Origin of the sequence: Micromonospora sp. NBC_01655, assembly GCF_026339755.1 — a bacterium.
Taxonomy (GTDB): domain Bacteria; phylum Actinomycetota; class Actinomycetes; order Mycobacteriales; family Micromonosporaceae; genus Micromonospora.
Map to the genome: position 1 here is coordinate 3,474,607 of NZ_JAPEQF010000001.1, position 21,276 is coordinate 3,495,882.

Genomic DNA, 21,276 nt, shown 5'->3' on the forward strand with positions numbered 1-21,276 from the left:
CGACCGTCCCGAAGGAGACAGTGTCTTGCTGCAAGAACCCGCCCCCCGGTACCACGGGCACAGGTCCTACTCGTACCTGGAGCCGCACTCGGACTACCGGGTGTTCGAGTTGGCGCAGGAAGTCGGCCGGGTGCCCGAGCACGACCTCGGCCTGACCGACGCCCAGCGTGCGCGGGTGACCCGACTGCTCACCGAGCACGTCGCGATCTCCCTGCACGAGCACCCGGTGGTCCTGCCCGAGGACGTCGGCGAGCTTCGCACGTACAACCGCACCGCGCGCCAGCGCACCGGCTACGAGGGGCTGTCCCGCTCCGGCCTGACCGCGGTGTTCGACAACTTCATGGCCGGCGCCTCCTGCGTGACCAGCGAGAACGGCTGGAAGTGGAACGACCTCGTCTACGCCCTCGGGATGCGGATGAGTGACCTCTACAAGCAGGACCACGTCTTCCTGGCCACCTCGCTGGCCGACATCCACGCCGCCAAGCAGGACGGCCGGCTGGCGCTGGTCGCGGGCCTGGAGTGCGCCAGCCCGATCGAGAACGAGCTGGACCGGATCGACATCCTCTACGGCTTCGGCGTCCGCCAGCTCGGCATCGCCTACAGCCAGGCCAACATGCTCGGCGGTGGCCTCTCCGAGCGGCACGACGGCGGGCTGACCCACTTCGGTCGGCGCGCGGTGGACCGGATGAACAAGCTCGGCGTCGCCATCGACGTCTCGCACTCCGGTGACCAGACCTCGCTGGACGTGATCGAGGCCAGCCGGGTGCCGGTGTTCATCACCCACGCCGGCGCCCGCGCGGTCTGGAACACCCCTCGGATGAAGCCGGACGAGGTGATCCGGGCCTGCGCCGAGCGTGGTGGCGTGATCGGCATCGAGGCCGCTCCGCACACCACCCTGTCGGCCGAGCACCCGCACCACTCGATCGAGTCGGTGATGGACCACTTCACGTACTGCGTGGAACTGGTCGGCATCGACCACGTCACGTTCGGCCCGGACACGATGTTCGGAAACCACGTGGGGGTGCACAACACCTACGCCGGCAACTACGCGCACGACGCCGGCAACCGGCCGGAGCACCCCCGGGTGGAGTACGTGTCCGGCGTGGAGAACCCGGGCGAGGCGTTCGGCAACATCGTCGGCTGGCTGGTCAGCCACGGGTACTCCGACGACGAGATCGCCAAGGTGATCGGCGGCAACACCGTGCGGGTGCTCGAACAGGTCTGGTAGTGCCCTGCCGGTCGATTTATCGGGTGGGCCCCGACGAACTAAACTCCGTACGCCACGGCCGGCGGCGGGGAATGAAGAGGTGGAGCGGATGGTTCGGCGCGAGACCGCGCTACAGGCCGCGCACGGTCGGCTACGGGAGCTGATCGGCAGCGAGTTCCGGTCGGGCGACAAGCTGCCAAACGAGCGGGAGTTGGCCGATCGGCTGGAGGTCAGCCGTGCCACCGTGCGCGAGGTGCTGGGCCAACTCGCCGGCGAGGGCGTGGTGACCCGTACCTGGGGGATCGGCACCTTCGTGCACGACGGCGGCGAGCGGGTGCCCGTGTCGATCGGTGACGTGACCGCGCTGCGGGACCGGATCACCGCCTCGGGCCACCGGCCGACGCTCCAGGACGCGGCGGTCAGCCGGGCGACCTGCCCGGCTGACTGCGCCAGGGTGCTCGGGCTGGAGCCGGGCTCGCCGGTGTGGCGGGTCGACCGGCTGTTCGCCGTGGACGGGGTCGCGGCGGCCTGGATCCGGGACCATCTGCCGCTGCGCTTCGCCGGCCGGGACCTCGACCCGTCCGGCCTGGTCAGCATCGACCTGGACATGTTCGAGTTCCTGGCCAGCGCGACCGGCATGCCGGTGCGGCGGGCGGAGATCGAACTCGCGGCCGTGCTCGCCGACGAGGAGTCCACCGCCCGGCTCGGCGTGGCGCTCGGGCATCCGCTGGTCACCGCCACCCAGATCGGCTACGGGGCGGACGGGGCGGCACTCTTCCACGGACACATCACGGTCCGTACCGACGTGCTGACTCTGCGCATCAGTCGCGGAGCGGAGTCCTAGCCGACGGGGTGAGCGTCGCGGCGTGCTGCTGGAGGGGCGCGGTGCTGAGGAGATGATCGGGGAGCACCGGCGGCGGGCCGGCCTCACCCAGGAGGAGCTCGCGGCGCGCGCCGGCCGCGACCGAACACCGGTACGACGTGGTGGTGCTCGACATCATGCTCCCCGGCCTTTGACGGGCGCGCGTACGGCAGCTAGGGTCGGCTCCATGTCCAGCCCCGAGGCGTCCAGACGCTAGCCACCGGTCGTCCGGTGGCGTCCGCTGGGTGATGTCGCGCTGACGCGTCGTCGAGTCCGACGACAGTGCGCCTCTCTGCCATGCCTGCCGCCGGACCGCCGTCGCCCGGGCTGTTTCTCCCCGCTCCGTCTCACCGCCTCCGCCTTCCGGCCGGGTCCGTGATGCCGGCTCCCGGGGTGTCCTCGCGCGGTGCTCCCGGTATGCGCACGGCTGGATGAACGTTCCTCGCAGACACCCGGCCGTGGGTTGCGGTGGCCTGCCGCGCCTTGTCTCGTTTCAGACGCGGTTGTGGAGTCGTCATGCCATTCGCCATCTACCTGCTCGGACTGGCGGTCTTTACCCAGGGAACGTCCGAGTTCATGTTGTCCGGCCTGGTGCCGGACATCGCCAGTGACCTGAACGTGTCCGTCCCGGCCGCCGGGGCGCTGACCTCGGCCTTCGCCGCGGGCATGATCGTCGGCGCGCCGCTGGTGGCCATCCTCAGTCTGCGCTGGCCGCGACGCCGGGCGTTGCTGGTCTTCCTGATCACCTTCATGCTCGTGCACGTTGCCGGGGCCGTCACCACCAGCTTCGGCGTCCTGCTCGCCACCCGGGTCCTCGGTGCCCTGGCCACCGCCGGGTTCCTGGCCGTCGCCGTCGCGACGGCGGCCGGCATGGCCGGACCGGACGCCAAGGGCCGGGCCACCTCCGTCCTGCTCGGCGGCGTCACCCTCGCCTGTGTCGCGGGGGTGCCGGCCGGTGCCGTGCTCGGTCAGCTCTGGAGCTGGCGCGTGGCCTTCTGGGCGGTGGCCGTCCTCTCGGTGCCGGCCGTCTTCGCGGTCCTGCGCTCGGTTCCGGCGACGGCACCGGACCCGGCCGCGCCGAGCGCGCGGCGGGAACTGCGGGCGCTGCGCCGTCCCCGGGTACTGGTTACCCTGTGCCTGGCCGCGCTCGTGAACGGCGCGACCTTCTGCAGCTTCACCTACCTGGCCCTGTTGGTCACCGACGTCAGCGGGTACGGCCAGGGGTGGGTGCCGGCACTGCTGGCGATCTTCGGCCTGGGGTCGTTCGTCGGGGTGACCGTCGCGGGCCGGATGTCGGACGCCCGGCCGATGCGACTCCTGGTGACCGGCGGCCCGGCCCTGCTCATCGGCTGGCTCCTGTTCACGATCACCGCGGGCAACCCGGTCGCGGCGTTCCTGCTCGTCTTCGTCCAGGGGGCGCTCTCCTTCGCCGTCGGCTCCACGCTGATCACCCAGGTGCTGTACGCGGCCGTGGAGGCGCCGTCGCTCGGTGGCTCGTTCGCGACCGTCGCCCTGAACGTGGGTGCGACCGTCGGTCCCCTGCTGGGTGGCGTCACCATCGGCGCGGGGCTCGGCTACCGGTCCCCGCTGTGGGTCAGTGCGCTGCTGGTCGCACTGGCGATCGTCGCGGCAGGACTGGCGCAGGCGGCGCGGCAGCGGACCGGGACGGAGTCCCGCAGGAAGGTGACCGCCTCCTGAGCCAGGTTCCACGGGCCCGGCCGGAGCCATCGTCGATCGTCGCGCTCCACCCGGCGGCGCGGCGGCGGCCGGCTCACCTGGGGAGGGGGTCGGCCACGTTGGCCGGCCCCCTCCACCTGGGCTTCCGATCCCGCTCCGGGTGCCGACCTCAGCCGTCCCTGAGCCGCGGTCAGCCCTTGATGTCCCGCGGGTCGCGGCTGCGCGGGTAGGTGTTCTTCTCCCCGATCGTGCCGTCCTGCTTCTTGATCACGTGCTCGACGCCGCGGTCCACCGCCATCTCGCGCCCCCGGGCCTGCGCCTCGTCCTTGGCATCATGGGTGCTGCTGGCCTGCTGGTTGCCCTCCGGACGGGTCTTCCACTGCCCATCCTCGTGGTACGTGTCGATGTCACCCTTGACCATTGCCGGCTCCCGTCTGTCCCTTGCCTGCACCTGAGCTACCGCCAACTACTTGCCGGGAACGCCTCTGCCCAAACGACAGTGGTCCGACCGTTTCCCTGGGGATGGACTTCAGCCAGGTGGAGTTCGAGTCGCCGGTGCGGTGGGCGGCAGCCCGCACCGGCAGCTCGTGGCCACGAATATGGCCGCATCTAAATACAACGATGTTAGGATTTCGGGAGGCCGCTGAGTGGCGATCTATCGGCCGGATTCACGCTGGCCTCACGGCGCATCGGCACACCTCGACAGCCGGCCCGCCCCTGGCTGAACGTCTCGCGATCAGCCCGCCGCACGACGTTCTCGGGGGTGGGGCGGCGAGGTCGGGCAGGACGGATGGGACGGTGTTCATGACCGGAGACGAGCGCGGCAGCGCGGTACTGGTATCCACCTACAACAGCGCCGGTCTGTTCAACCCGTTACTCAGGATCGTGGGCGAGTTGAAGGCCCGAGGCGTCAGGAACGTCTGGTTCGCATCGACCGAGGACCGCCGGGCGGACGTCGAGGGGCTGCCCGGCCTGGGCGAGGTCTCTTTCGTCTCGCTCGGCCCGGCCCTCCCGCAGTCGTCACCGGACACCTGGGACGACGCGACGTACCGGGCGCTGACCAACGGTGACCGTGCGGACAGGTTCGCCCGGTACCTCGACGTCTGCACCGACTTCGACTACATCCAGCAGCTCTACCGGCGCTGCCTGGAGGTCATCGACGACGTCCAACCGGCGGTGGCCGTGGTGGACAGCCAGGCCAGTTGGGCGATGGACGCGGCACAGACCCGGCAGGTGCCCTTCCTGGTCAGCATCTCCACACCGCCGTCCAATTTCCTCCAGGAACTGCTGCCACCCCGCTATCCCGCCCCGTTCTCCGGGCTGCCGGCGCGGATGACGCCCCGGCAGCAGGCGGCCAACGCCGGCTTCCGGAGCAGGCTGGTGCGGGCGTTGATGGAGCCGGACCGGCTACGGCGGAACCTCGTCGCCATCGCCCGCCGCAAGGCGGCCGGCCTCCGTAATCCGGAGATGCGGCCGGCGCTCTACGCCGAGGACGCCGCGGCGCTCATGTCGTACACGGTCTTCGGCTTCGAGTACCCGTTCCCGACCGCTCCGGCGAAGTTGCGGATGCTCGGTCCGGTGGTGCCCAGGCAGTTGCCGCCGGCCGACCGGGACGACGAACTGGACCGCTGGCTGGACGACCACCCCTCAGTGGTCTACGTCGGGTTCGGCACCATCATGCGACCGTCCGAGGGGCAGATGAGGACGATCGTCGAGGTCGCGGACCGGCTCGGGCCCGAGCACGCCGTGCTCTGGAAACTGCCCGCGGCCCAGCAGCGCCTCCTCCCGTCCGCGGCACGGCTGCCGGGCAACCTTCGGGTGGAGGAGTGGCTGCCCTGCCAGCTTCGGGTGCTGGCCCACCCGCACGTGCGGGTCTTCTTCAACCACGGTGCCGCCAACGCCATCCACGAGGCCGTCCACTTCGCCACCCCGCAGTTGGTGATGCCGTTCTGGCTGGACTGTCCCGACGGGGTGGTGCGCGCGGTCGACAGCGGGGTGGCGCTGGCCGTCGAGCACACCGACCCCCTGGACGTCGAGGACATCCTCGCCAAGATCGGGCGACTGCTGGACGAGGACTCGTTCCGGGAACGGGCGGAGCTGTGTAGCCAGCGGATGCGGCAGGCTGGCGGGCTCACCGTCGCCGCCGACCTCGTGCTGCGGCACCGCGACGAGGCGGCGGCCCACCGGACCGTCGGGGCGGCGGTCGGCTGAACTCTCGGCTCGTACGCCCCCAGTCGTAGCTGCCGCGGGTGGGCTCCAGCGCGTCCCGCCTCATCACGTTCTCCGCGGTGACCGTGGAGAACTCCGCCCGCACCAGCTCCCGGTACCGAGGGTCGCGCCGGTGCCGCGAGGCCGACCCGGGCCGCACCCGGCAGCCGGCGCCTTGCCGGCGTCTGCCATGCTCGGGGCGGTGACGACCGGCCACCCGACCAGCCCCCGCCGCCATCGCCGCACCCGGATCGTCCGGGCCGTCCTCGCGCTCGGCGCGGTGGGGGCCGTCGTCGCCGTCGCCACGGTCGTCGTCCCGCTGCTGCTGCCGCCGGGCCCGCGACCGTCCTTCCAACTCCCCGTCGCCTGCGGCGAGACCTGGCAGCTCGGCACCTACCCGGGCCACGACGACTACGACGTCGACCTGTTCCCCACCGAGGGCAGGGCGTGGGGACGGCCGGTGCTCGCGTCCGAGGCCGGCACGGTCACCGAGGCGGGGATCAACGGGTCCCTCGGCGGGCGTACCCCGGACGACCCGGACGGCCCGCGCGGCCGGGGCGGCGGGTACTGGGTGAAGATCGACCACGGCGGCCGGTGGGAGACGCAGTACCTCCACCTGCTCGAACCGCCGCTGGTCCGGGTCGGTCAGCGGGTCGCCCGGGGCGAGCAGATCGGACGGGTCGGCAGCACCGGCAACTCCGGGGCGCCGCATCTGCACTACGAGCAGCGCCGGGGCTGGCAGAAGGTGGAGGCACACTTCGACGGCTCGCCGTCCGGCATCACCCACGACGACACCGAGTACACGGTCACGCGTACCAGCAACAACTGTGGCCCGGGGGCGTCGTAGCCGACGGGTGCCGGCGCGGAGGGGCACCTCGACCGGCCCGAGCGAGGGTAAGGTCATCGGCACCTCGGCCGGCGGCGGTGTCCGGGTCGCCGGCCACCTCGACCACGGCTCCCACCACCCGCCTCGGAGGGACAGTGCCCACCAGAAGACACCTGCTCCACTATGCCGTCGCCGCGACGGTCGGCCTCGCGGTCGGCGGCCAGGCCCTGCCCGCCCCCGGCGCCGCCGAGCTGCCGCAGGTCGACATGGAAGCACTGATCAAGGCCGCGCAGATCGACCCGCGCCGCGCCGACACCGCCATCACCGCCGGCAGCAAGGACAGCGTGCTGCTCGTGGAGCGGGCCCTGCGGGACCGGGGGTTGCTCGCCAGCACCTATGTGGACGGGCACTTCGGCACCAGCACCGTCTCGGCCTACGCCGCGTACCAGCGTTCCCTCGGCTACTCGGGGCTCGACGCCACCGGCCTGCCCGGGCAGACGTCGCTGCGGCTGCTCGGTGACCAGCGTTTCACGGTGGCCCGCGTGCTCACGCCGGGCAGCGCCGTCGCCTTCCGCGGCGCCCAGGTGAACACCCGGACCCGGGCCATGCTGCTCGAAGCCGAGCGGCTGCTCGGCCGGCAGCTGACGATCTCGCAGGGCTCGTACAGCACGAGCGATCCGACTTCGGCCGGCACCCACGACGGCGGCGGAGTCCTGGACCTGTCGGTCGACGGAATGTCCAGCACGTACCGCACCACCGTGGTCCGGCAGTTGCGTCAGGTCGGTTTCGCCGCCTGGCTGCGCACCCCGAGCCAGGGGAACTGGCCCTACCACGTGCACGCCGTCGCGCTGGCCGACACGGATCAGTCGGCGCCCGCCCAGCACCAGGCCGGCGACTACTACCTCGGGCTGAACGGACTGGCCGACCGCGGCGCCGACGACGGGCCCGCCGTCACCCCCAAGCTCACCTGGGAGGAGTACCAGCGAACTCTGTGATCACCCGGCGTGGTCCAGCCCGGATCGGCTCGTGCTGATCGCCGCCACCCCGCGTGGCGGTCAGCCGGGCCGGCGCAGGGTGACCGGAGAGCCGAACACGACCGGAACGCCGGGGGAGTGCAGCACGCTCACCGGCGGACCGGCCGGTGCCGGCAGCCCGGCGGCGGTGACGAGGTCGTCGTCCAGGTGCAGCAGTTCGGCCCGGTGCAGCGGCCAACGGGGATGCCAGTTCGGCAGGTGCAGGGTTCGCCCGTACGCCCGGGTGTGCAGCGCCCAGCGGGCGGTGACGAAGTGTTCCACCGGGGTCGGGTCGGTGATCGGTCCGCCCACCCGCACCACCATCCGGCTGGTCGTGCCGGCCGGGCCGGGCCAGCGGCGCCGGCACCGGTAGGTGTAGCGGTCGCCGTCGCGGTCCAGCCGCATCGCCGACCACAGGTACGGCAGTCGCAGGGTCGCCCGGGCGACCAGCACCGGGACGAGCCGGGAGGCGTCGAGCGAGCGGAACACCACCGCGCGCCGGCCGTTCCCGTCGACCGAGTAGAGCCGCACGTTGGTCTCCCAGAAGGTGCCGAGGTACGGCACCCCCGGTCCCCGGCCGAAACCCAGCCCGACCATCCGGAAGCCGATCAGCCCGACGTAGGTGACCCCGTCGAGGGTGTCCGGGCGGGTGCCGGCGGGCAGCAGCGGCGCGACGAGTTCCGGCGCGACCGCCCAGTGCAGGAAGGTGAGATCCTCCCAGCGCTGCCGCAGGACCACCCGGCGGAACGCCCGATCGGGTGCGGGGTCGACCCGCTCGATGTCCATGCACCCATCGTGCCCCGCCCGGGTGAACCGCCGGGCGTCAGCCACCACGAGCGGTCGACGGCGCCGCGACACCGGCGGGCCCAGCCTGACGCCCGACCCGATCCGTACTGTCCTCCTAGGATGCCTTGTGGAGCGTGACCCGGGGCCACGACGGCCAGCCGGGCGCCCGTTGCGGTACGGGCAGTTTCGTACGATCCATCCGGCGCCGGCCCGGACCCGGCGCGTCATGGCCGGTACACGGGAACGGGGGCGACGTGGCGCGCAAGGAAAGACCGATCGATCTCGGGGCCGGTCCGCTGCCGCGCTTCGCCCACGAACTGCGGATGCTCCGGGCGGCGGCCGGCAACCCCACCTACCGCGTGCTGGCCAGGGCCGCCGGCTACAGCCCGACCACCCTCTCCGAGGCCGCGAGCGGGATGCGCCGGCCCAGCCTCGACGTGGTGCTGGCGTACGTGGGCGCCTGCGGCGGGGACACCGAGCAGTGGCGGCATCGCTGGCACGAGCTGGACGCCGAGCTGCGCGCGGCCGTCGGCCCGCCGCCCGACTCCGGGTCACCCGATCCCGTGCCGGCGGACCTCGCGCCGCCCGAGCCCCTGCCGGTCGTCACCGCCGTCACCGCCGGGTCACCCGACGCCGAGGCGCTCGCCGTGCCGGTGCCGTCGTGCGGGCCGTCGTCGTCCGGGCCGTCGTCGTCGTCCGGGCCCCTCGGGTCGGTGGCGCCCGGCGGGCCGGCGGCGCGGCGTCGGCTCGCCCGGCGGGTGCTCGTGGCGGCCACGGTGGTGTCCGTGGCAGCCACGGCGGTCGGGCTGCTCACCGAACGCGACCCGGCGGTGTCCCGGGGGACGGGGCCGGCACCCCACGCGGTGACCTGCCCGTCCGTCGGGCCGGAAGCCCGGTTCACCGGCACGACGTACGGCATCGGGGCACGCGTGCGCAGCGGCGCGCACCTCGACGCCCCGGTGCTGTCGATGGTGCCGGCCGGCTGCCCGGTCGGCTTCACCGACTTCTGCCTCGGCGACACGGTGCTGGACGCCACGTCGGGTACGCCGGACGTCCGCTGGTTCACGGTGGCCGGCGGCGGGGTGATGGCCTCGGGGATCGTGCACGGCAACCCGGCGGCCGGGGCCGCCCCCGTCGACTGCCCGGGCGGACGGACGCCACCCACCGAGATCACCCTGGCCGCCGAGCCCACGCCCGAGGCGGGCGCCGCCGAGCGGGGCCGGCTGCGGCTGCGGGCCGCCGGCCGCCGGGTGGACGTGGTCGGCTTCGCCGCGTACTACGCCGACGACAGCCGGGCGTCGCCCCGCTGGCACCAGCTTGCCCTGACCGGCCCCTCGGGGCCCGCCTTCACCGCCGAGTGGCGGCCCGCCCGGCGGCACCCGCCCGTCCAGCCGGCCGGTGCGGTGCTGCTGGCCGCGGTGGCCTGCCTGGGCGGCGACGGGCCCACCGACGTGCTCGACGTCCGGCGGGTGGCCGGGGCCCGGCTCGCCGCCCCGACCCGGCCTCTCGACCCGGGCCAGCGGGTCGCCGCCGGGCGGGCGGCGTGCCGGTACCCCGACCGCTGACGGCGGTTCCCGGCGGGCCGTCCGGGCGGGATTGATCGGCGCGGCCCGATCGGGGACGCGATCAATCAACCGCGCCGGTACGAACGAGTCCGACAGGGCGCCGCGTTCCGGTGCGGCGTCCGGAAGGAGAACAACGTGTCCATTCGCCAGAAGAGGCTCGCCGACGTGCTGGGCCGGCGGTTCGCCGCAGTCGTGGTGGCGTTCGCCGTGGGTCTGGCCGCCCTGTTGACCGGTCCGACCGCGGCCCACGCGGCGGACAAGAACCCGTACTCCGCGTCCGGGCTCTGCGGCGCGGGGTACTACGTCCTCGACGTCAACCCGCAGGACGGCGACTACTACATCTACGTGCTCTACAACCGCAGCACGGGCAAGAACTGCGTCGTCACGCTCAAGCAGAACCACCTGGGCGTGAAGACCCCGGTGGACGCCCGCGTGAAGGTGCAGGGCGGTAGCTGGGTCGTCGACCGGGGCAACTACAGCTACTACGCGGGCCCGGTCTACGTGAACGCGGCGGACAAGTGCATCCAGTGGGGCGGCTACGTCTACTACTACCCCAGCGGCGGCTTCGACCCGTACTGGATCGGCTACGAGAGCTTCCCCGAGTTCTGCGGCTGATCGGGGGGCGGCCGGCGTCCCGCCCGCACGGGCGGGACACCGGCCGCAGGGGCGTCGCCAGGCGGGGACCAGAACCCGGCTGCATCCCGGCGGTGCCGGCCGGGCCTGCTGGCCCGGCCGGCACGACCTTCGGCGGACCGGGTCAGCCCACCACGGAACGCAGCGGAATCCGCGCGTCCCGCAGGGTGCGCACCAGGTCGCCCAGGAACGGGTGCTCGTCGACCTGGAGCCCCTCGGGGTTCGGGATCACCAGGTAGGCCGAGCCGCCCGCGACGGATGGCCGGGCGGTGTCGGTGAACCGGTCGACGACCGCCTCGGCGCGGGCGAGGTCACCGGCGGCGACCTCGATGGTGAACGGCCGCCACTCGCCGCCGAGGTTCTCCGCCACCGGCACGGCCGCCGCGGCGGCGCGGGCCGGGTCGACGGCGCCGGCCCGGCGCGGCGCGGCGCGCTCCGCCCGGCCGCCGGCCGGGTAGAGCAGCGCGTTGGCCACCAGGTGCAGGCCGCTCTCGTTGTACGCCCGGAACAGCGGGTTGAACGCGAACAGCACGGCCCGGCCGGCGCCGGTCGGCTCGTCCACCAGCGCGACCGTCCCCTTCAGCGCGGCACCCTGCACGGTGTAGCCGTTGGACCAGAAGGTGTCGCCGGTCGGGTAGCTGAGCACGTTCGTGCCGGTGGTGCTCGGGTCGAGAATCGGGTCGTTGTTGTTGAACTCGAAGTCCTCGGCCGGGCGTCCCAGCGCGACCGGGCTGTCGCCGTCCACGTCGACCCGCAGGTGCGAGCCGATCACCGTGTACCCGCTGGGCTTCGGCTTCTCGGTGCTGGAGGTGAGGCCGGCGGCGCGGGCCATCCGGGTGCCCTCGTTGCGCAGCCCGAGGTAGGTGTGGCCCTGGGCGATCCAGTTGCGCAGGTTGGCCTGTCCGGCGGCGGTGAGCCCGCCGGTGGCGCTGCTGCCGTCCGGCACGAGCAGCACGGTGCGCCCGGTGAAGGCCGGCGTGTTGTCGTTGATGTCGGCCGTGGTCACCGGCGTGAGATCGAGCCCCCACCGCTTGCCGAGCACGTACCGGGCCTCGCCGTGCGAGCCGGAGGTGGTGGAGATGCCGGTGCCCCGGAACAGCCCCACGTCGGGCCGGCTGATCGGGGACCCGGCGGCCGGCGTGGTGTACGGGGTGAGCGTCACCCCGAGCTGCTTGGCCAGCTTGTTCCGCTCGGGGGTGAGGCCGGCGGCCGGCAGCCCGACCGCGCCGGTGTCCAGGTCGCGGACGAGTTGGACGCCCTGGCCCAGCAGGGTGAAGGTGAACTCGGCCGCCGCGGCGGAGTCCAGCTCGTAGCTGTAGGAGCCCCTCAGCGCCGGCGCGGCCGAGGTCTTGCCGCCGCCGGTGTTCTCGATCTTGTCGACCAGTCGCGCGTTGGGCCGCACGTCGGCCCCGGTCCAGACGGTGTGCAGCCCCATCAGCAGCGGGTTGCTCCACGAGGACACGTCGTAGAAGTACGGGAACGGCGTGTACGGGTCCTCGCCCAGGATCGCCTGGATCCAGTGCTTCTGCGGCTGGTTCATCGGGATCCAGTAGGCGCCCTCGGGCACGGTCAGGTCGGTCGCGGCGCGCCCGCCGAAGACCCGGGCGGTGGGCAGCTTGAGGGCCTTGCTGACCTCGTACACCTCGACGTCCATCCGGCGCAGCCGTTCGACCAGCCGGCGGGCGTCGGCGAGCTGCCGGTCGGGCAGCAGGAAGTACGAGCGCACGGTGATGTCGGGCACCGGGAACTGCACGGTATTGGTCGGCTGGACCACCTCGTTGGGCTCCAACGTGCCGGCCCGGCCCTCGGCGAGCGCGTCCTTCCAGATCTTGTAGTAGCCGGTCAGCACCTTCCGCTTGTTCGCCGCCGCCCAGCCGAGGGTCGCCCACTGGGTGTGGAACTGCTGCTGGACCCGGTCGGCGACCGCCGAGGAGCTGCCCTTCTCGAAGGTCATGCCGGCGGCGCCGAAGCCGGTGGCCGGCACCGTGTCGCCGTACCCCATGAAGAACATGTCGTACGTGGAGTAGTTGAAGTAGCACTCGGTGGTGACGGCGCCGCCGCAGGCGCCGTTGAACCCGAACCCGGCCTTGTTGGCCTCGCCGATCCGGTTGACCCAGTCGACCACCTCGCCGGAGATCTCGTGGTGGATCGGGTCGGCGTTGGGTGGGAAGAAGTACTGCCGGCCGCCCATCTCGTGCGCGTCGACGAACACCTGCGGCGGGTACTGCCGCATCAGCTCGACCTTGCCGTCGGTCTCCTGCTGGGTGCGGGCGAACCAGTCCCGGTTCATGTCGAACCCGTACTCGTTCTGCCGCCGGCTGGCGTCGCGGCCGTCCGGGTTCTGGGTCGGCACGACGATCGTGACGAGGTTGTCGTTGCGCTGCGCGACCTCGCAGGACAGCCCGGCCGCCAGCTCGTACAGGGTCTTCAGGGCGGCGTCGGTGCCGCTCTTCTCCCCACCGTGGACGTTGGCGGTGACCCAGACGATCGCCGGGGTCGCCTCGGCGATCCGGCCGGCCAGTTTCTGCGTCACCAGGCGGGGGTCGCGCAGCGAGCGGACGTCCTCGGCGATGTCCTTCAGCACGCCCTGCCGCACGTTGCGTTCGTTGGACACGATCGCGTACGGCAGCGGCTGGCCGAGGACGCTGGTGCCCATGCTGCCGGTGACCACCCGGTTCGAGGCGGTGTCCACGGCGTCGAGGTAGCCGCGGACCTCGTCGTTGGTGACCACCCGCTCCTGGCCGGTGCCGAGCGGGAAGCCGAGGAAGCTCTCCGGGCTCGGCACCGAGGCCAGCCGGGCGTTCGGGTCGGTGCTGCACGCGGGCACCCGGGGGGCGGCGCCCGCCGAGGGGCCGTACAGCAGCGGCGTCGTCGCGGCCAGCACTACGATGGCGGCGGCGCTGGCGAGTCGTTTCGGGGGAACCATTCTGGATCGACGCTGAGCAGGTCGCATGTTTGTCCCGCTTCCCTTCCCGGGAAATGTATCGAGGCCGCTCGGAGCGTATGACCTGCGGTTTCAGCCGGTCAAGATCCGATGTGCCGGGCGTTGGGCGCGGCGCCCGCTGATCCGGCGTACGGTTCCGTGGTGCGTCAGCCGGGGCCGCCCGCCTGACGCACCACGTCGTCCGGTGACCGCCCGGCCCGGCCGTGCGACTCCTGCCCCACCTCGGCGAGGTCGGCGTCGACCATCGTCTCCACCAGGGAGCGGAAGTCGCTGCGGGGCTTCCAGCCGAGCCGGGTCCGGGCCTTCGACGCGTCCCCGACGAGCAGGTCGACCTCGGCGGGGCGGAACAGGCGCGGGTCCTGCGCGACGTGCCGGCCCCAGTCCCCGATACCGACGTGGTGGAAGGCGACGTCGAGCAGGTCGCGTACGGAGTGGGTGACGCCGGTGGCGATCACGTAGTCGTCCGGCTCGTCCTGCTGGAGCATCAGCCACATGGCCTCGACGTAGTCGCCGGCGAAGCCCCAGTCCCGGCGCGCCTCCAGGTTGCCCAGGGTGATCCTGTCCTGTAGGCCGAGGGCGATCCGGGCCACGCCGCGGGTCACCTTCCGGGTGACGAACTCGTGGCCGCGCCGGGGGCTCTCGTGGTTGAACAGGATCCCCGAGCAGGCGTGGGCGCCGTACGACTCGCGGTAGTTGACGGTCATGAAGTGACCGAAGACCTTCGCGACCCCGTACGGCGAGCGGGGGTGGAATGGGGTCGCTTCGGTCTGCGGGACCTCGCGGACCTTGCCGAACATCTCCGAGCTGGACGCCTGGTAGAAGCGGACGCCGGTCATCTCGTTGTGGGTGTGGATCTGGATCGCCTCCAGCATCCGCAGCACCCCGATCCCGGTGATCTCGCTCGTCAGCTCGGCCTGTTGCCAGGACATCCCCACGTAGCTGACCGCGCCCAGGTTGTAGACCTCGTCGGGCTGGGCGACGTCCAGGGCGCCGATCAGGCTCGGCAGGTCGCGGAGGTCGCCGTCCAGCAGCCGTACCGACGGGACGATCTGCCGCACCCGGGGGACCCGGGGATTGTTCTGGCCCCGGACCAGACCGAACACCTCGTAGCCCTTGGCGATCAGCAACTCGGCCAGATAGAGACCGTCCTGACCGGTGACACCCGTGATGAGAGCGCGTGGCACGTGAACTCCTCGTTGGCCCCAGCGGGCCGCCTAGGTCCCGTCCTGACCCACGATCTCCAGGTCCGGCAACGGGAATATCAGCTTCCCACCCTTTTCCAGGTACGCGCGTTCGCGCTCGACGAATACCTCCCGGAAGAACCACGGCGCCACCAGCATGTACTCCGGATGGTCCGACCGCGCCTGTTCCTCGGAGATGATCGGGACGCCGATGGAGGCGATCCTGCGGCCGATCTTGGCGGCCTGGCGTTCCACGGCGAAGGGCAGGTCCGTCACGTCCAGGCCGGCGGCCTGCCAGATGGTGCCGCCCCGGGTGCTGGCGCCGTAGATGTAGCAGCGCTGCCCGGCGGCGTTGATCTCGTCGACCAGCCGACGCAGGTTCTCGAACGCCTTCCTCGCCCGCGCCGCGAACCCGAGCCAGACCTCGGGCCGGTGCAGCGCGAACTCCTCCTCGCGGCGTCGCTGTCGCGCCACGGACTCCTCGACCGGCCGGCTGCCCCGGCGGGAGACCAGGGTGCGGAACGACCCGCCGTTCACGGTGGACAGCCGTACGTCGTTGACCTCCAGGCCGTGCCGGTGCAGCAGGCTCTCCAGCGCCGTCAGCGACCAGTAGGTGAGGTGCTCGTGGCACACGTTGTCGACCGCGCCGAGCGTGACCATGGTCAGGGCGTAGTTCTGCTGGATCAGCCAGATCCCGTCGTCGGCGAGGACCCTGGCGACGTCGGCCACGAAGTGGTTCGGATCGTCCAGGTCGTAGAACATGGAGACGCTGGTGACGACGTCGAACCTCTCGTACTCCCCGTCGGGCGCGGCGCGGAAGTGCCGGGAGTCGAAGAAGTCCGTCACGACCCGGTCGGCGTGCCGGCCCGACTCCCGGGCGAAGGTGCGCACCGGGTCCACGCCGACCCGGTGCACCCGCTCGGGCACGAACGACAGCAGCGTGCCGTCGTTGCAGGCGATGTCCAGCCACCGCCGCGCGTGCGGCCGGCTGTCCAGCGCGTGGTCCACCACGGTCCGCAGGTCCTCGCGGATCGCCTCGTTGGTGCCGGACCGGAAGCCGTAGCGGTCGTGGTACATCAGCTCGCGGGGGGTGGTGTCGCGGAGTTGGGCCAGCCCGCACTGCTCGCACAGCACGAGCACCAGCGGCCACCGGGGCGGCCGGGAGTCGTCGTCTCGGAAGTCGCTGAGGTACTGGTCGCCGAGGTCGAGGACTTCGGTGAGCCCGGTGGCGTGACAGGATCGGCAGATCACAGGGGCCTCCAACGGCCTGGTTCGTCGGGTGCCGGGCGTCGGGGCGGCCACCCCGGGGAGGACGACGCCCTGCGGCGGTCGACCGGTCGCCGGCCGCCCGGGCCGGTCGCCGCCGGGCCCGGCGTCAGAGCAGGTGCGCGTTGCGCAGCACGACGGGAAGGAACGGGTGCAGCAGGCCGGACCCGGACTCCTCCAGCTGCCGCAGGTCCGCCCGGGAGTGCCAGCGGACCCAGCCGTGGGTCCGGTCGGCGGGGGTCAGCGAGCGGGCCTCGTCGTCGGTGCACTCGTACGTCATCAGGGTCAGCATGGTCTGGAAGCCGTGCTCCTCGGGGGCGACGCTCCTGGCGCCCCACCTGACGTTGTAGGTGTGGTTCAGGACCAGCCGGGACCGATCGGCGTCGAGCTGGAGTTCCCGCCGCAACGCCCGAACCGCGCTGTCGGCGAGCGTCTCGCCCACCTTCATCCGGCCGCCGAAGACCCAGAACATGTTGCGCAGCGGCAGGTCCTCCCGGTAGCCGAGCAGCACCCGGCCGTCGGCGGTGTGCGGGATGACATCGACGTTGGCCTGCACGAGGTTGTCCAGCGCCCGTGCGTAGTCGTCCTCGTCCAGGCCGAACTCGGGCACCTCCCGGGGGGTGAACTCATCTTCCACCAGTTCGTGGATCACGGGTTTCACGGGCACGCTCCTGGCCGTGGCGTACGGGTTCGTTCCGCCCGGTGGCGAGTCCCCGGCGCGGCCCCTGGTCGGAGGGGCCGGGGGACACCCGGCGCGGGGTGGGGTGACTGGGTGGCACGGCCGGGCGTTCGGAACGCTCGGTGCTGATCTGACAGCAGCGCGTCAACTGTTCCACACGCATAGCTAGCTGTCCATACCTTGCCGTGCAACTACCACGGTGTCCACCCGGTGGTGGGTGCGTCGGTCGGGCGGGGTCGGCGTGACGGCTGGCGGGGGTGGCGCCGAGCCGCCCCCGCATTACCGGATTGTTACATCGACGGGCTCGTCGAGCCTTGCGGATGGTGCTCGGCAGGAATACGTTGCCCCCAACAACAAAACCGAGTGAAGGTCATTCCCCTTCCGGAGGCACCCATGACGTTGGCGAGGTGGTGCGAACGATGAGCGACGTGCCCATCCTCCTGGAGATGCGCTCCATCACCAAGGAGTTCCCCGGGGTCAAGGCCCTCGCCGACGTCAATCTGGTGGTGCGCGCCGGCGAGATCCACGCCATCTGCGGCGAGAACGGTGCGGGAAAGTCCACCCTGATGAAGGTGCTCAGCGGGGTCTATCCGTACGGCACCTACGACGGCCGGATCGTCTACCAGGGCGCGGAGACCCGCTTCTCCGACATCCGCGCGAGCGAGAGCGCGGGCATCGTGATCATCCACCAGGAGCTCGCGCTCATCCCGGACATGTCGATCACCGAGAACATCTTTCTCGGCAACGAGCCGCGCCGGCGGGGCGCGATCGACTGGAAGTCCGCGAACCGGATGGCGCTGGACCTGATGGCCCGGGTCGGCCTGACGGAGAACCCGGACACCCTGATCAAGGACATCGGGGTCGGCAAGCAGCAGCTCGTGGAGATCGCCAAGGCGTTCGCCAAGGACGTGAAGCTGCTCATCCTGGACGAGCCGACCGCCGCGCTGAACGAGGCCGACTCCCGGCACCTGCTGGACCTGCTGCGCGGCTTCCGCGCCCGGGGCGTCACCTCGATCATGATCTCGCACAAGCTGAACGAGATCGAGGCGATCGCCGACCAGATCACCATCCTGCGCGACGGCCGGACGGTCGAGACCCTGAACGTCAGGGCCGACGGCGTCGACGAGGACCGGATCGTGCGCGGCATGGTCGGCCGCGAGCTGGGCAGCCGCTTTCCGGACCACACCCCGAAGATCGGCGAGGTCTTCTTCGAGGTCCGCGGCTGGACCGTGCGGCATCCCATCTCCGCCGAGCGTCAGGTCTGCAAGAACGAGAGCTTCGTCGTCCGGCGCGGCGAGATCGTCGGCTTCGCCGGGCTGATGGGCGCGGGCCGCACCGAGCTGGCCATGAGCGTCTTCGGCCGCTCCTACGGGGTGTACGAGTCGGGCACGATCATCAAGGACGGCAGGGAGATCGCGCTCAAGTCGGTGGCGGACGCGATCGCCCACGGGCTCGCGTACGTCAGCGAGGACCGCAAGGCGATCGGGCTGAACCTGCTCGACGACATCAAGACGTCGACGGTGGCCGCCAAGCTGTCCAAGATCTCGCACCACGGCGTGCTCGACGAGGTCGAGCAGTACCAGGCCGCCGAGGCGTACCGCAGGGAGCTGCGGACCAAGGCGCCGACGGTCGACGAGGGCGTCTCCAAGCTCTCCGGCGGCAACCAGCAGAAGGTCGTCCTGGCGAAGTGGATGTTCACGGACCCGGACCTGCTGATTCTCGACGAACCGACCCGTGGCATCGACGTGGGCGCCAAGTACGAGATCTACGGCATCATCCAGCGGCTCGCCGACCAGGGGAAGGGCGTCGTCGTCATCTCCTCCGAACTGCCTGAGCTGATCGGGCTCTGCGACCGCATCTACACCGTGTTCGAAGGCGCCATCACGGGCGAGATCGCCCGGGCCGACGCGGACCCGGAGACCCTCATGAAGCAGATGACCTCGACGAAGAAGATGCAGATTCGATGAGCCGTATCAAGGACCTTCAGAAGAACCTGTTCGGAGGGACCACCTCCAATGCCCGCCAGTTCGGGATGATCTTCACACTGGTCGCGATCGTCGTCCTGTTCCAGATCCTCACCGACGGCCTGACCCTGCGATCGGACAATTTGATCGCGCTGTTCCAGCAGAACTCGTACATCCTCATCCTGGCCATCGGCATGCTGATGGTGATCGTCGCCGGGCACATCGACCTGTCGGTCGGCTCGGTCGCCGCGTTCGCCGGCATCCTGGTGGCCAAGGCGATGGCCGACTGGTCGCTGCCGTGGCCCCTCGCCATCGTCTTCGGCCTCGTGATCGGCGCGGCGATCGGCGCCTGGCAGGGCTTCTGGGTGGCCTACATCGGGGTGCCGGCGTTCATCGTCACCCTGGCGGGCATGCTGCTGTTCCGGGGTGGCAACCAGTTCATCGGCAACGCGAACACCATCCCGGTGCCCGAGGGCTTCCGGGTGATCGGCTCCGGGTTCCTGCCCGAGGTCGGCCCGAACACCGGCTACAACAACCTGACGCTGCTGCTGGGCCTGGCCGCGTGCGCGGCCGTGGTGTGGCGGGAGTTCCAGGCCCGCAAGACGCGCCGGGAGATGGACGCCGCCCCGGCCCCGATGTGGATCTCGATCCTGCGGCTGGCCGTGATGATCGGCGTGATCGTCTTCGCCTCGCTGCGCTTCGCCAGCGGGCGCGTCGGCACCAGCTTCCCGGTCTCCGGCATCATCCTGGTGGCCCTGGTGCTGGCGTACTCCTTCTACACCCGCAACACGGCCGGCGGCCGGCACATCTACGCGGTGGGCGGCAACTCCCGGGCGGCCGAGCTGTCCGGCGTCAAGCTCAAGCGGGTCAACTTCTTCGTCATGATGAACATGTCCGTCCTGGCCGCCCTGGCCGGCATGATCTTCGTGGCCCGTTCGGCGGCCTCCGGGCCGCAGGACGGCAACGGCTGGGAGCTGGACGCGATCGCCGCGGTGTTCATCGGTGGCGCGGCCGTCTCCGGCGGCATCGGGACCATCAGCGGCTCGATCGTCGGCGGCCTGGTCATGGCCGTGCTCAACAACGGCCTGCAACTGCTGGGCGTGGGCACCGACCGCGTCCAGATCATCAAGGGCCTGGTCCTGCTGCTGGCGGTCGCGCTCGACGTCTACAACAAGAGCCAGGGGCGGTTCTCCGTCATCGGCAGCCTCACGCGTTCGTTCCGCCGTGGACCCGGCATTCCCACCGCATCACCCAAGGTGGACCACGCGCCCGCCCGTACCAAGGTGCCCGGCTGACGCCCACCGACCTTCGCTTCCCGTATCACCTCCGTAGAAGGGCATCACTTCTCATGCGCAACTTCCTCGGCAAGTCGGTGGCCATCGGCGCCATCGCTGCGCTGGCTCTGACCGCCTGTGGCTCCGGCCGCGACGAGGAGCCCGGTGGCGGCTCCGACGGCAACGCCAAGGGCTTCGCCGCCAACTCCCTGATCGGCGTGGCCCTGCCGGCCAAGACCTCGGAGAACTGGGTCCTCGCGGGTGACCTGTTCACCAACGGCCTGAAGGAGGCCGGCTTCTCCAGCGACGTGCAGTACGCGGGCGCGTCGACCACGGTCGCCGACCAGCAGGCGCAGATCACCGCCATGGTCACCAAGGGTGCCAAGGTCATCGTCATCGGCGCGACCGACGCCGCGCAGCTGTCGACCCAGGTCGCCGCGGCGCACCAGGCGGGCGTGAAGGTCATCGCCTACGACCGGCTGATCACCAACACCCCGGACCTCGACTACTACGTGGCGTTCGACAACTTCAAGGTCGGCCAGCTCCAGGGGCAGGCCCTGCTGGACGGCATGAAGGCCAAGAAGCCGACCGGCCCGTACAACATCGAGCTCTTCTCCGGCTCGCCGGACGACAACAACGCCGGGGTCTTCTTCAACGGCGCGATGGACGTGCTCAAGCCGGAGATCGACAAGGGCAACGTCGTCGTCGCCTCGAAGCAGGTCGACGTCAAGCAGACCGCCATCCAGGGCTGGAAGGCCGAGGGTGCGCAGGCCCGCATGGACCAGCTGCTGACCTCGACCTACGGCAACAAGGAACTGGACGGCGTCCTCTCCCCGAACGACACCCTCGCCCGCGCGATCATCACCTCGATCAAGGGCGCCGGCAAGTCGATCCCGGTCGTCACCGGCCAGGACTCCGAGGTCGAGTCGGTCAAGTCGATCATGAACGGCGAGCAGTACATGACGATCAACAAGGACACCCGGAACCTGGTCAAGCAGACCATCGCCATGGTCAAGGCCCTGCAGGCCGGCAACACGCCCGAGGTGAACGACACCAAGTCCTACAACAACGGCAGCAAGGTCGTCGACACGTACCTGCTCCCGCCGGTCGCCGTCACCAAGGCCAACGCGGCCGAGGCCTACGCGAACGACCCGAAGCTCGCGCCGCTCACCAAGTGAGCACCGCGAGGTA

Annotated in this window: 18 protein-coding genes; 11 read left to right on the plus strand and 7 right to left on the minus strand. The window is 71.2% G+C overall.

All coding sequences use genetic code 11. The features are described 5' to 3' along the window. Positions 1-25: 25 nt before the first annotated feature. The 3 genes from OOK41_RS16100 (at position 26) to OOK41_RS16110 (ending at position 3,767) form a co-directional block, all read left to right on the plus strand. Positions 26-1,228, plus strand: a complete 1,203-nt coding sequence (locus OOK41_RS16100) for a dipeptidase (protein WP_266265746.1) — start codon at positions 26-28, stop codon at positions 1,226-1,228. Positions 1,229-1,316: 88 nt separating this feature from the next. Further along, positions 1,317-2,051, plus strand: a complete 735-nt coding sequence (locus OOK41_RS16105) for a GntR family transcriptional regulator (protein ID WP_266265748.1) — start codon at positions 1,317-1,319, stop codon at positions 2,049-2,051. Between the two features lie 534 nt (positions 2,052-2,585). Continuing rightward, positions 2,586-3,767, plus strand: coding sequence for a Cmx/CmrA family chloramphenicol efflux MFS transporter (locus OOK41_RS16110; RefSeq protein ID WP_266265750.1), 1,182 nt, complete (start codon positions 2,586-2,588; stop codon positions 3,765-3,767). A 169-nt stretch (positions 3,768-3,936) separates the two neighbouring features. Here OOK41_RS16110 and OOK41_RS16115 read toward each other — a convergent pair whose 3' ends face one another. Beyond that, positions 3,937-4,167 (minus strand): DUF2188 domain-containing protein, encoded by a 231-nt coding sequence (locus tag OOK41_RS16115; protein WP_117669836.1) that lies wholly within the window; start codon positions 4,165-4,167, stop codon positions 3,937-3,939. A gap of 383 nt (positions 4,168-4,550) precedes the next feature. On the opposite strand from OOK41_RS16115, the gene OOK41_RS16120 reads away from it, so the two are divergent. Further along, positions 4,551-5,957: a glycosyltransferase gene (locus tag OOK41_RS16120; protein ID WP_266267840.1), complete on the plus strand. Its 1,407-nt coding sequence runs from the start codon at positions 4,551-4,553 to the stop codon at positions 5,955-5,957. Here OOK41_RS16120 and OOK41_RS32080 read toward each other — a convergent pair. Then, positions 5,878-6,192: an endo-1,4-beta-xylanase gene (locus OOK41_RS32080; RefSeq protein WP_353962206.1), complete on the minus strand. Its 315-nt coding sequence runs from the start codon at positions 6,190-6,192 to the stop codon at positions 5,878-5,880. The two genes, OOK41_RS16120 and OOK41_RS32080, sit on opposite strands and share 80 nt — an antisense overlap. Between OOK41_RS32080 and OOK41_RS16125 the strand changes: the two genes are divergently transcribed. Both OOK41_RS16125 and OOK41_RS16130 read left to right on the plus strand, forming a co-directional pair. Then, the gene (locus OOK41_RS16125; RefSeq protein ID WP_266265753.1) at positions 6,145-6,801 is read left to right on the plus strand and encodes a M23 family metallopeptidase; all 657 of its coding nucleotides are present in this window, start codon (positions 6,145-6,147) and stop codon (positions 6,799-6,801) included. The two genes, OOK41_RS32080 and OOK41_RS16125, sit on opposite strands and share 48 nt — an antisense overlap. A gap of 134 nt (positions 6,802-6,935) precedes the next feature. Further along, entirely contained in the window at positions 6,936-7,775 is an 840-nt protein-coding gene (locus tag OOK41_RS16130; protein ID WP_266265754.1) for a peptidoglycan-binding domain-containing protein, read from the plus strand. Positions 7,776-7,835: 60 nt separating this feature from the next. Here the strand turns inward: OOK41_RS16130 and OOK41_RS16135 are convergent, their stop codons facing one another. Next, positions 7,836-8,579: a YqjF family protein gene (locus OOK41_RS16135; RefSeq protein WP_266265755.1), complete on the minus strand. Its 744-nt coding sequence runs from the start codon at positions 8,577-8,579 to the stop codon at positions 7,836-7,838. Between the two features lie 254 nt (positions 8,580-8,833). On the opposite strand from OOK41_RS16135, the gene OOK41_RS16140 reads away from it, so the two are divergent. Together OOK41_RS16140 and OOK41_RS16145 are read left to right on the plus strand one after the other, a co-directional pair. Continuing rightward, a complete protein-coding gene (locus OOK41_RS16140; RefSeq protein WP_266265756.1) occupies positions 8,834-10,144 on the plus strand; it encodes a helix-turn-helix transcriptional regulator in 1,311 nt (436 codons plus the stop codon). Positions 10,145-10,279: 135 nt separating this feature from the next. After that, positions 10,280-10,759, plus strand: coding sequence for a hypothetical protein (locus OOK41_RS16145; protein WP_117669830.1), 480 nt, complete (start codon positions 10,280-10,282; stop codon positions 10,757-10,759). A gap of 142 nt (positions 10,760-10,901) precedes the next feature. Here OOK41_RS16145 and OOK41_RS16150 read toward each other — a convergent pair whose 3' ends face one another. From OOK41_RS16150 to OOK41_RS16165, 4 genes are all read right to left on the minus strand, one after another. Continuing rightward, the gene (locus OOK41_RS16150) at positions 10,902-13,703 is read right to left on the minus strand and encodes a M14 family zinc carboxypeptidase (protein WP_266265757.1); all 2,802 of its coding nucleotides are present in this window, start codon (positions 13,701-13,703) and stop codon (positions 10,902-10,904) included. A gap of 164 nt (positions 13,704-13,867) precedes the next feature. Beyond that, positions 13,868-14,905, minus strand: a complete 1,038-nt coding sequence (gmd, locus tag OOK41_RS16155; RefSeq protein ID WP_266265759.1) for a GDP-mannose 4,6-dehydratase — start codon at positions 14,903-14,905, stop codon at positions 13,868-13,870. Between the two features lie 30 nt (positions 14,906-14,935). Then, a complete protein-coding gene (locus OOK41_RS16160; RefSeq protein WP_266265761.1) occupies positions 14,936-16,153 on the minus strand; it encodes a class I SAM-dependent methyltransferase in 1,218 nt (405 codons plus the stop codon). A 124-nt stretch (positions 16,154-16,277) separates the two neighbouring features. Next, positions 16,278-16,829, minus strand: coding sequence for an NUDIX domain-containing protein (locus OOK41_RS16165; protein ID WP_266265763.1), 552 nt, complete (start codon positions 16,827-16,829; stop codon positions 16,278-16,280). A 437-nt stretch (positions 16,830-17,266) separates the two neighbouring features. Between OOK41_RS16165 and mmsA the strand changes: the two genes are divergently transcribed. Genes mmsA through OOK41_RS16180 form a run of 3 tightly spaced genes read left to right on the plus strand, consistent with a single transcriptional unit; the run spans position 17,267 to position 21,263 of the window. Beyond that, complete coding sequence (gene mmsA / locus OOK41_RS16170; RefSeq protein WP_266265764.1) at positions 17,267-18,814, plus strand: multiple monosaccharide ABC transporter ATP-binding protein; 1,548 nt, start codon at positions 17,267-17,269, stop codon at positions 18,812-18,814. Beyond that, positions 18,811-20,106: a multiple monosaccharide ABC transporter permease gene (mmsB, locus tag OOK41_RS16175; RefSeq protein WP_266265766.1), complete on the plus strand. Its 1,296-nt coding sequence runs from the start codon at positions 18,811-18,813 to the stop codon at positions 20,104-20,106. Before mmsA ends, mmsB begins: the two co-directional genes overlap by 4 nt. 53 nt (positions 20,107-20,159) lie before the next feature. Next, complete coding sequence (locus OOK41_RS16180) at positions 20,160-21,263, plus strand: sugar-binding protein (RefSeq protein ID WP_117669823.1); 1,104 nt, start codon at positions 20,160-20,162, stop codon at positions 21,261-21,263. The last annotated feature ends 13 nt before the right edge of the window (positions 21,264-21,276 follow it).

What these genes read in the sequence shown, in the direction of transcription:
- OOK41_RS16105 (WP_266265748.1), top strand. Translation starts at nt 1,317, where the DNA reads ATGGTTCGGCGCGAGACCGCGCTACAGGCCGCGCACGGTCGGCTACGG.
- OOK41_RS16110 (WP_266265750.1), top strand. Translation starts at nt 2,586, where the DNA reads ATGCCATTCGCCATCTACCTGCTCGGACTGGCGGTCTTTACCCAGGGA.
- OOK41_RS16115 (WP_117669836.1), bottom strand. Translation starts at nt 4,167, where the DNA reads ATGGTCAAGGGTGACATCGACACGTACCACGAGGATGGGCAGTGGAAG.
- OOK41_RS16120 (WP_266267840.1), top strand. Translation starts at nt 4,551, where the DNA reads ATGACCGGAGACGAGCGCGGCAGCGCGGTACTGGTATCCACCTACAAC.
- OOK41_RS16125 (WP_266265753.1), top strand. Translation starts at nt 6,145, where the DNA reads ATGCTCGGGGCGGTGACGACCGGCCACCCGACCAGCCCCCGCCGCCAT.
- OOK41_RS32080 (WP_353962206.1), bottom strand. Translation starts at nt 6,192, where the DNA reads ATGGCGGCGGGGGCTGGTCGGGTGGCCGGTCGTCACCGCCCCGAGCAT.
- OOK41_RS16135 (WP_266265755.1), bottom strand. Translation starts at nt 8,579, where the DNA reads ATGGACATCGAGCGGGTCGACCCCGCACCCGATCGGGCGTTCCGCCGG.
- OOK41_RS16150 (WP_266265757.1), bottom strand. Translation starts at nt 13,703, where the DNA reads ATGGTTCCCCCGAAACGACTCGCCAGCGCCGCCGCCATCGTAGTGCTG.
- mmsA (WP_266265764.1), top strand. Translation starts at nt 17,267, where the DNA reads ATGAGCGACGTGCCCATCCTCCTGGAGATGCGCTCCATCACCAAGGAG.
- mmsB (WP_266265766.1), top strand. Translation starts at nt 18,811, where the DNA reads ATGAGCCGTATCAAGGACCTTCAGAAGAACCTGTTCGGAGGGACCACC.
- OOK41_RS16180 (WP_117669823.1), top strand. Translation starts at nt 20,160, where the DNA reads ATGCGCAACTTCCTCGGCAAGTCGGTGGCCATCGGCGCCATCGCTGCG.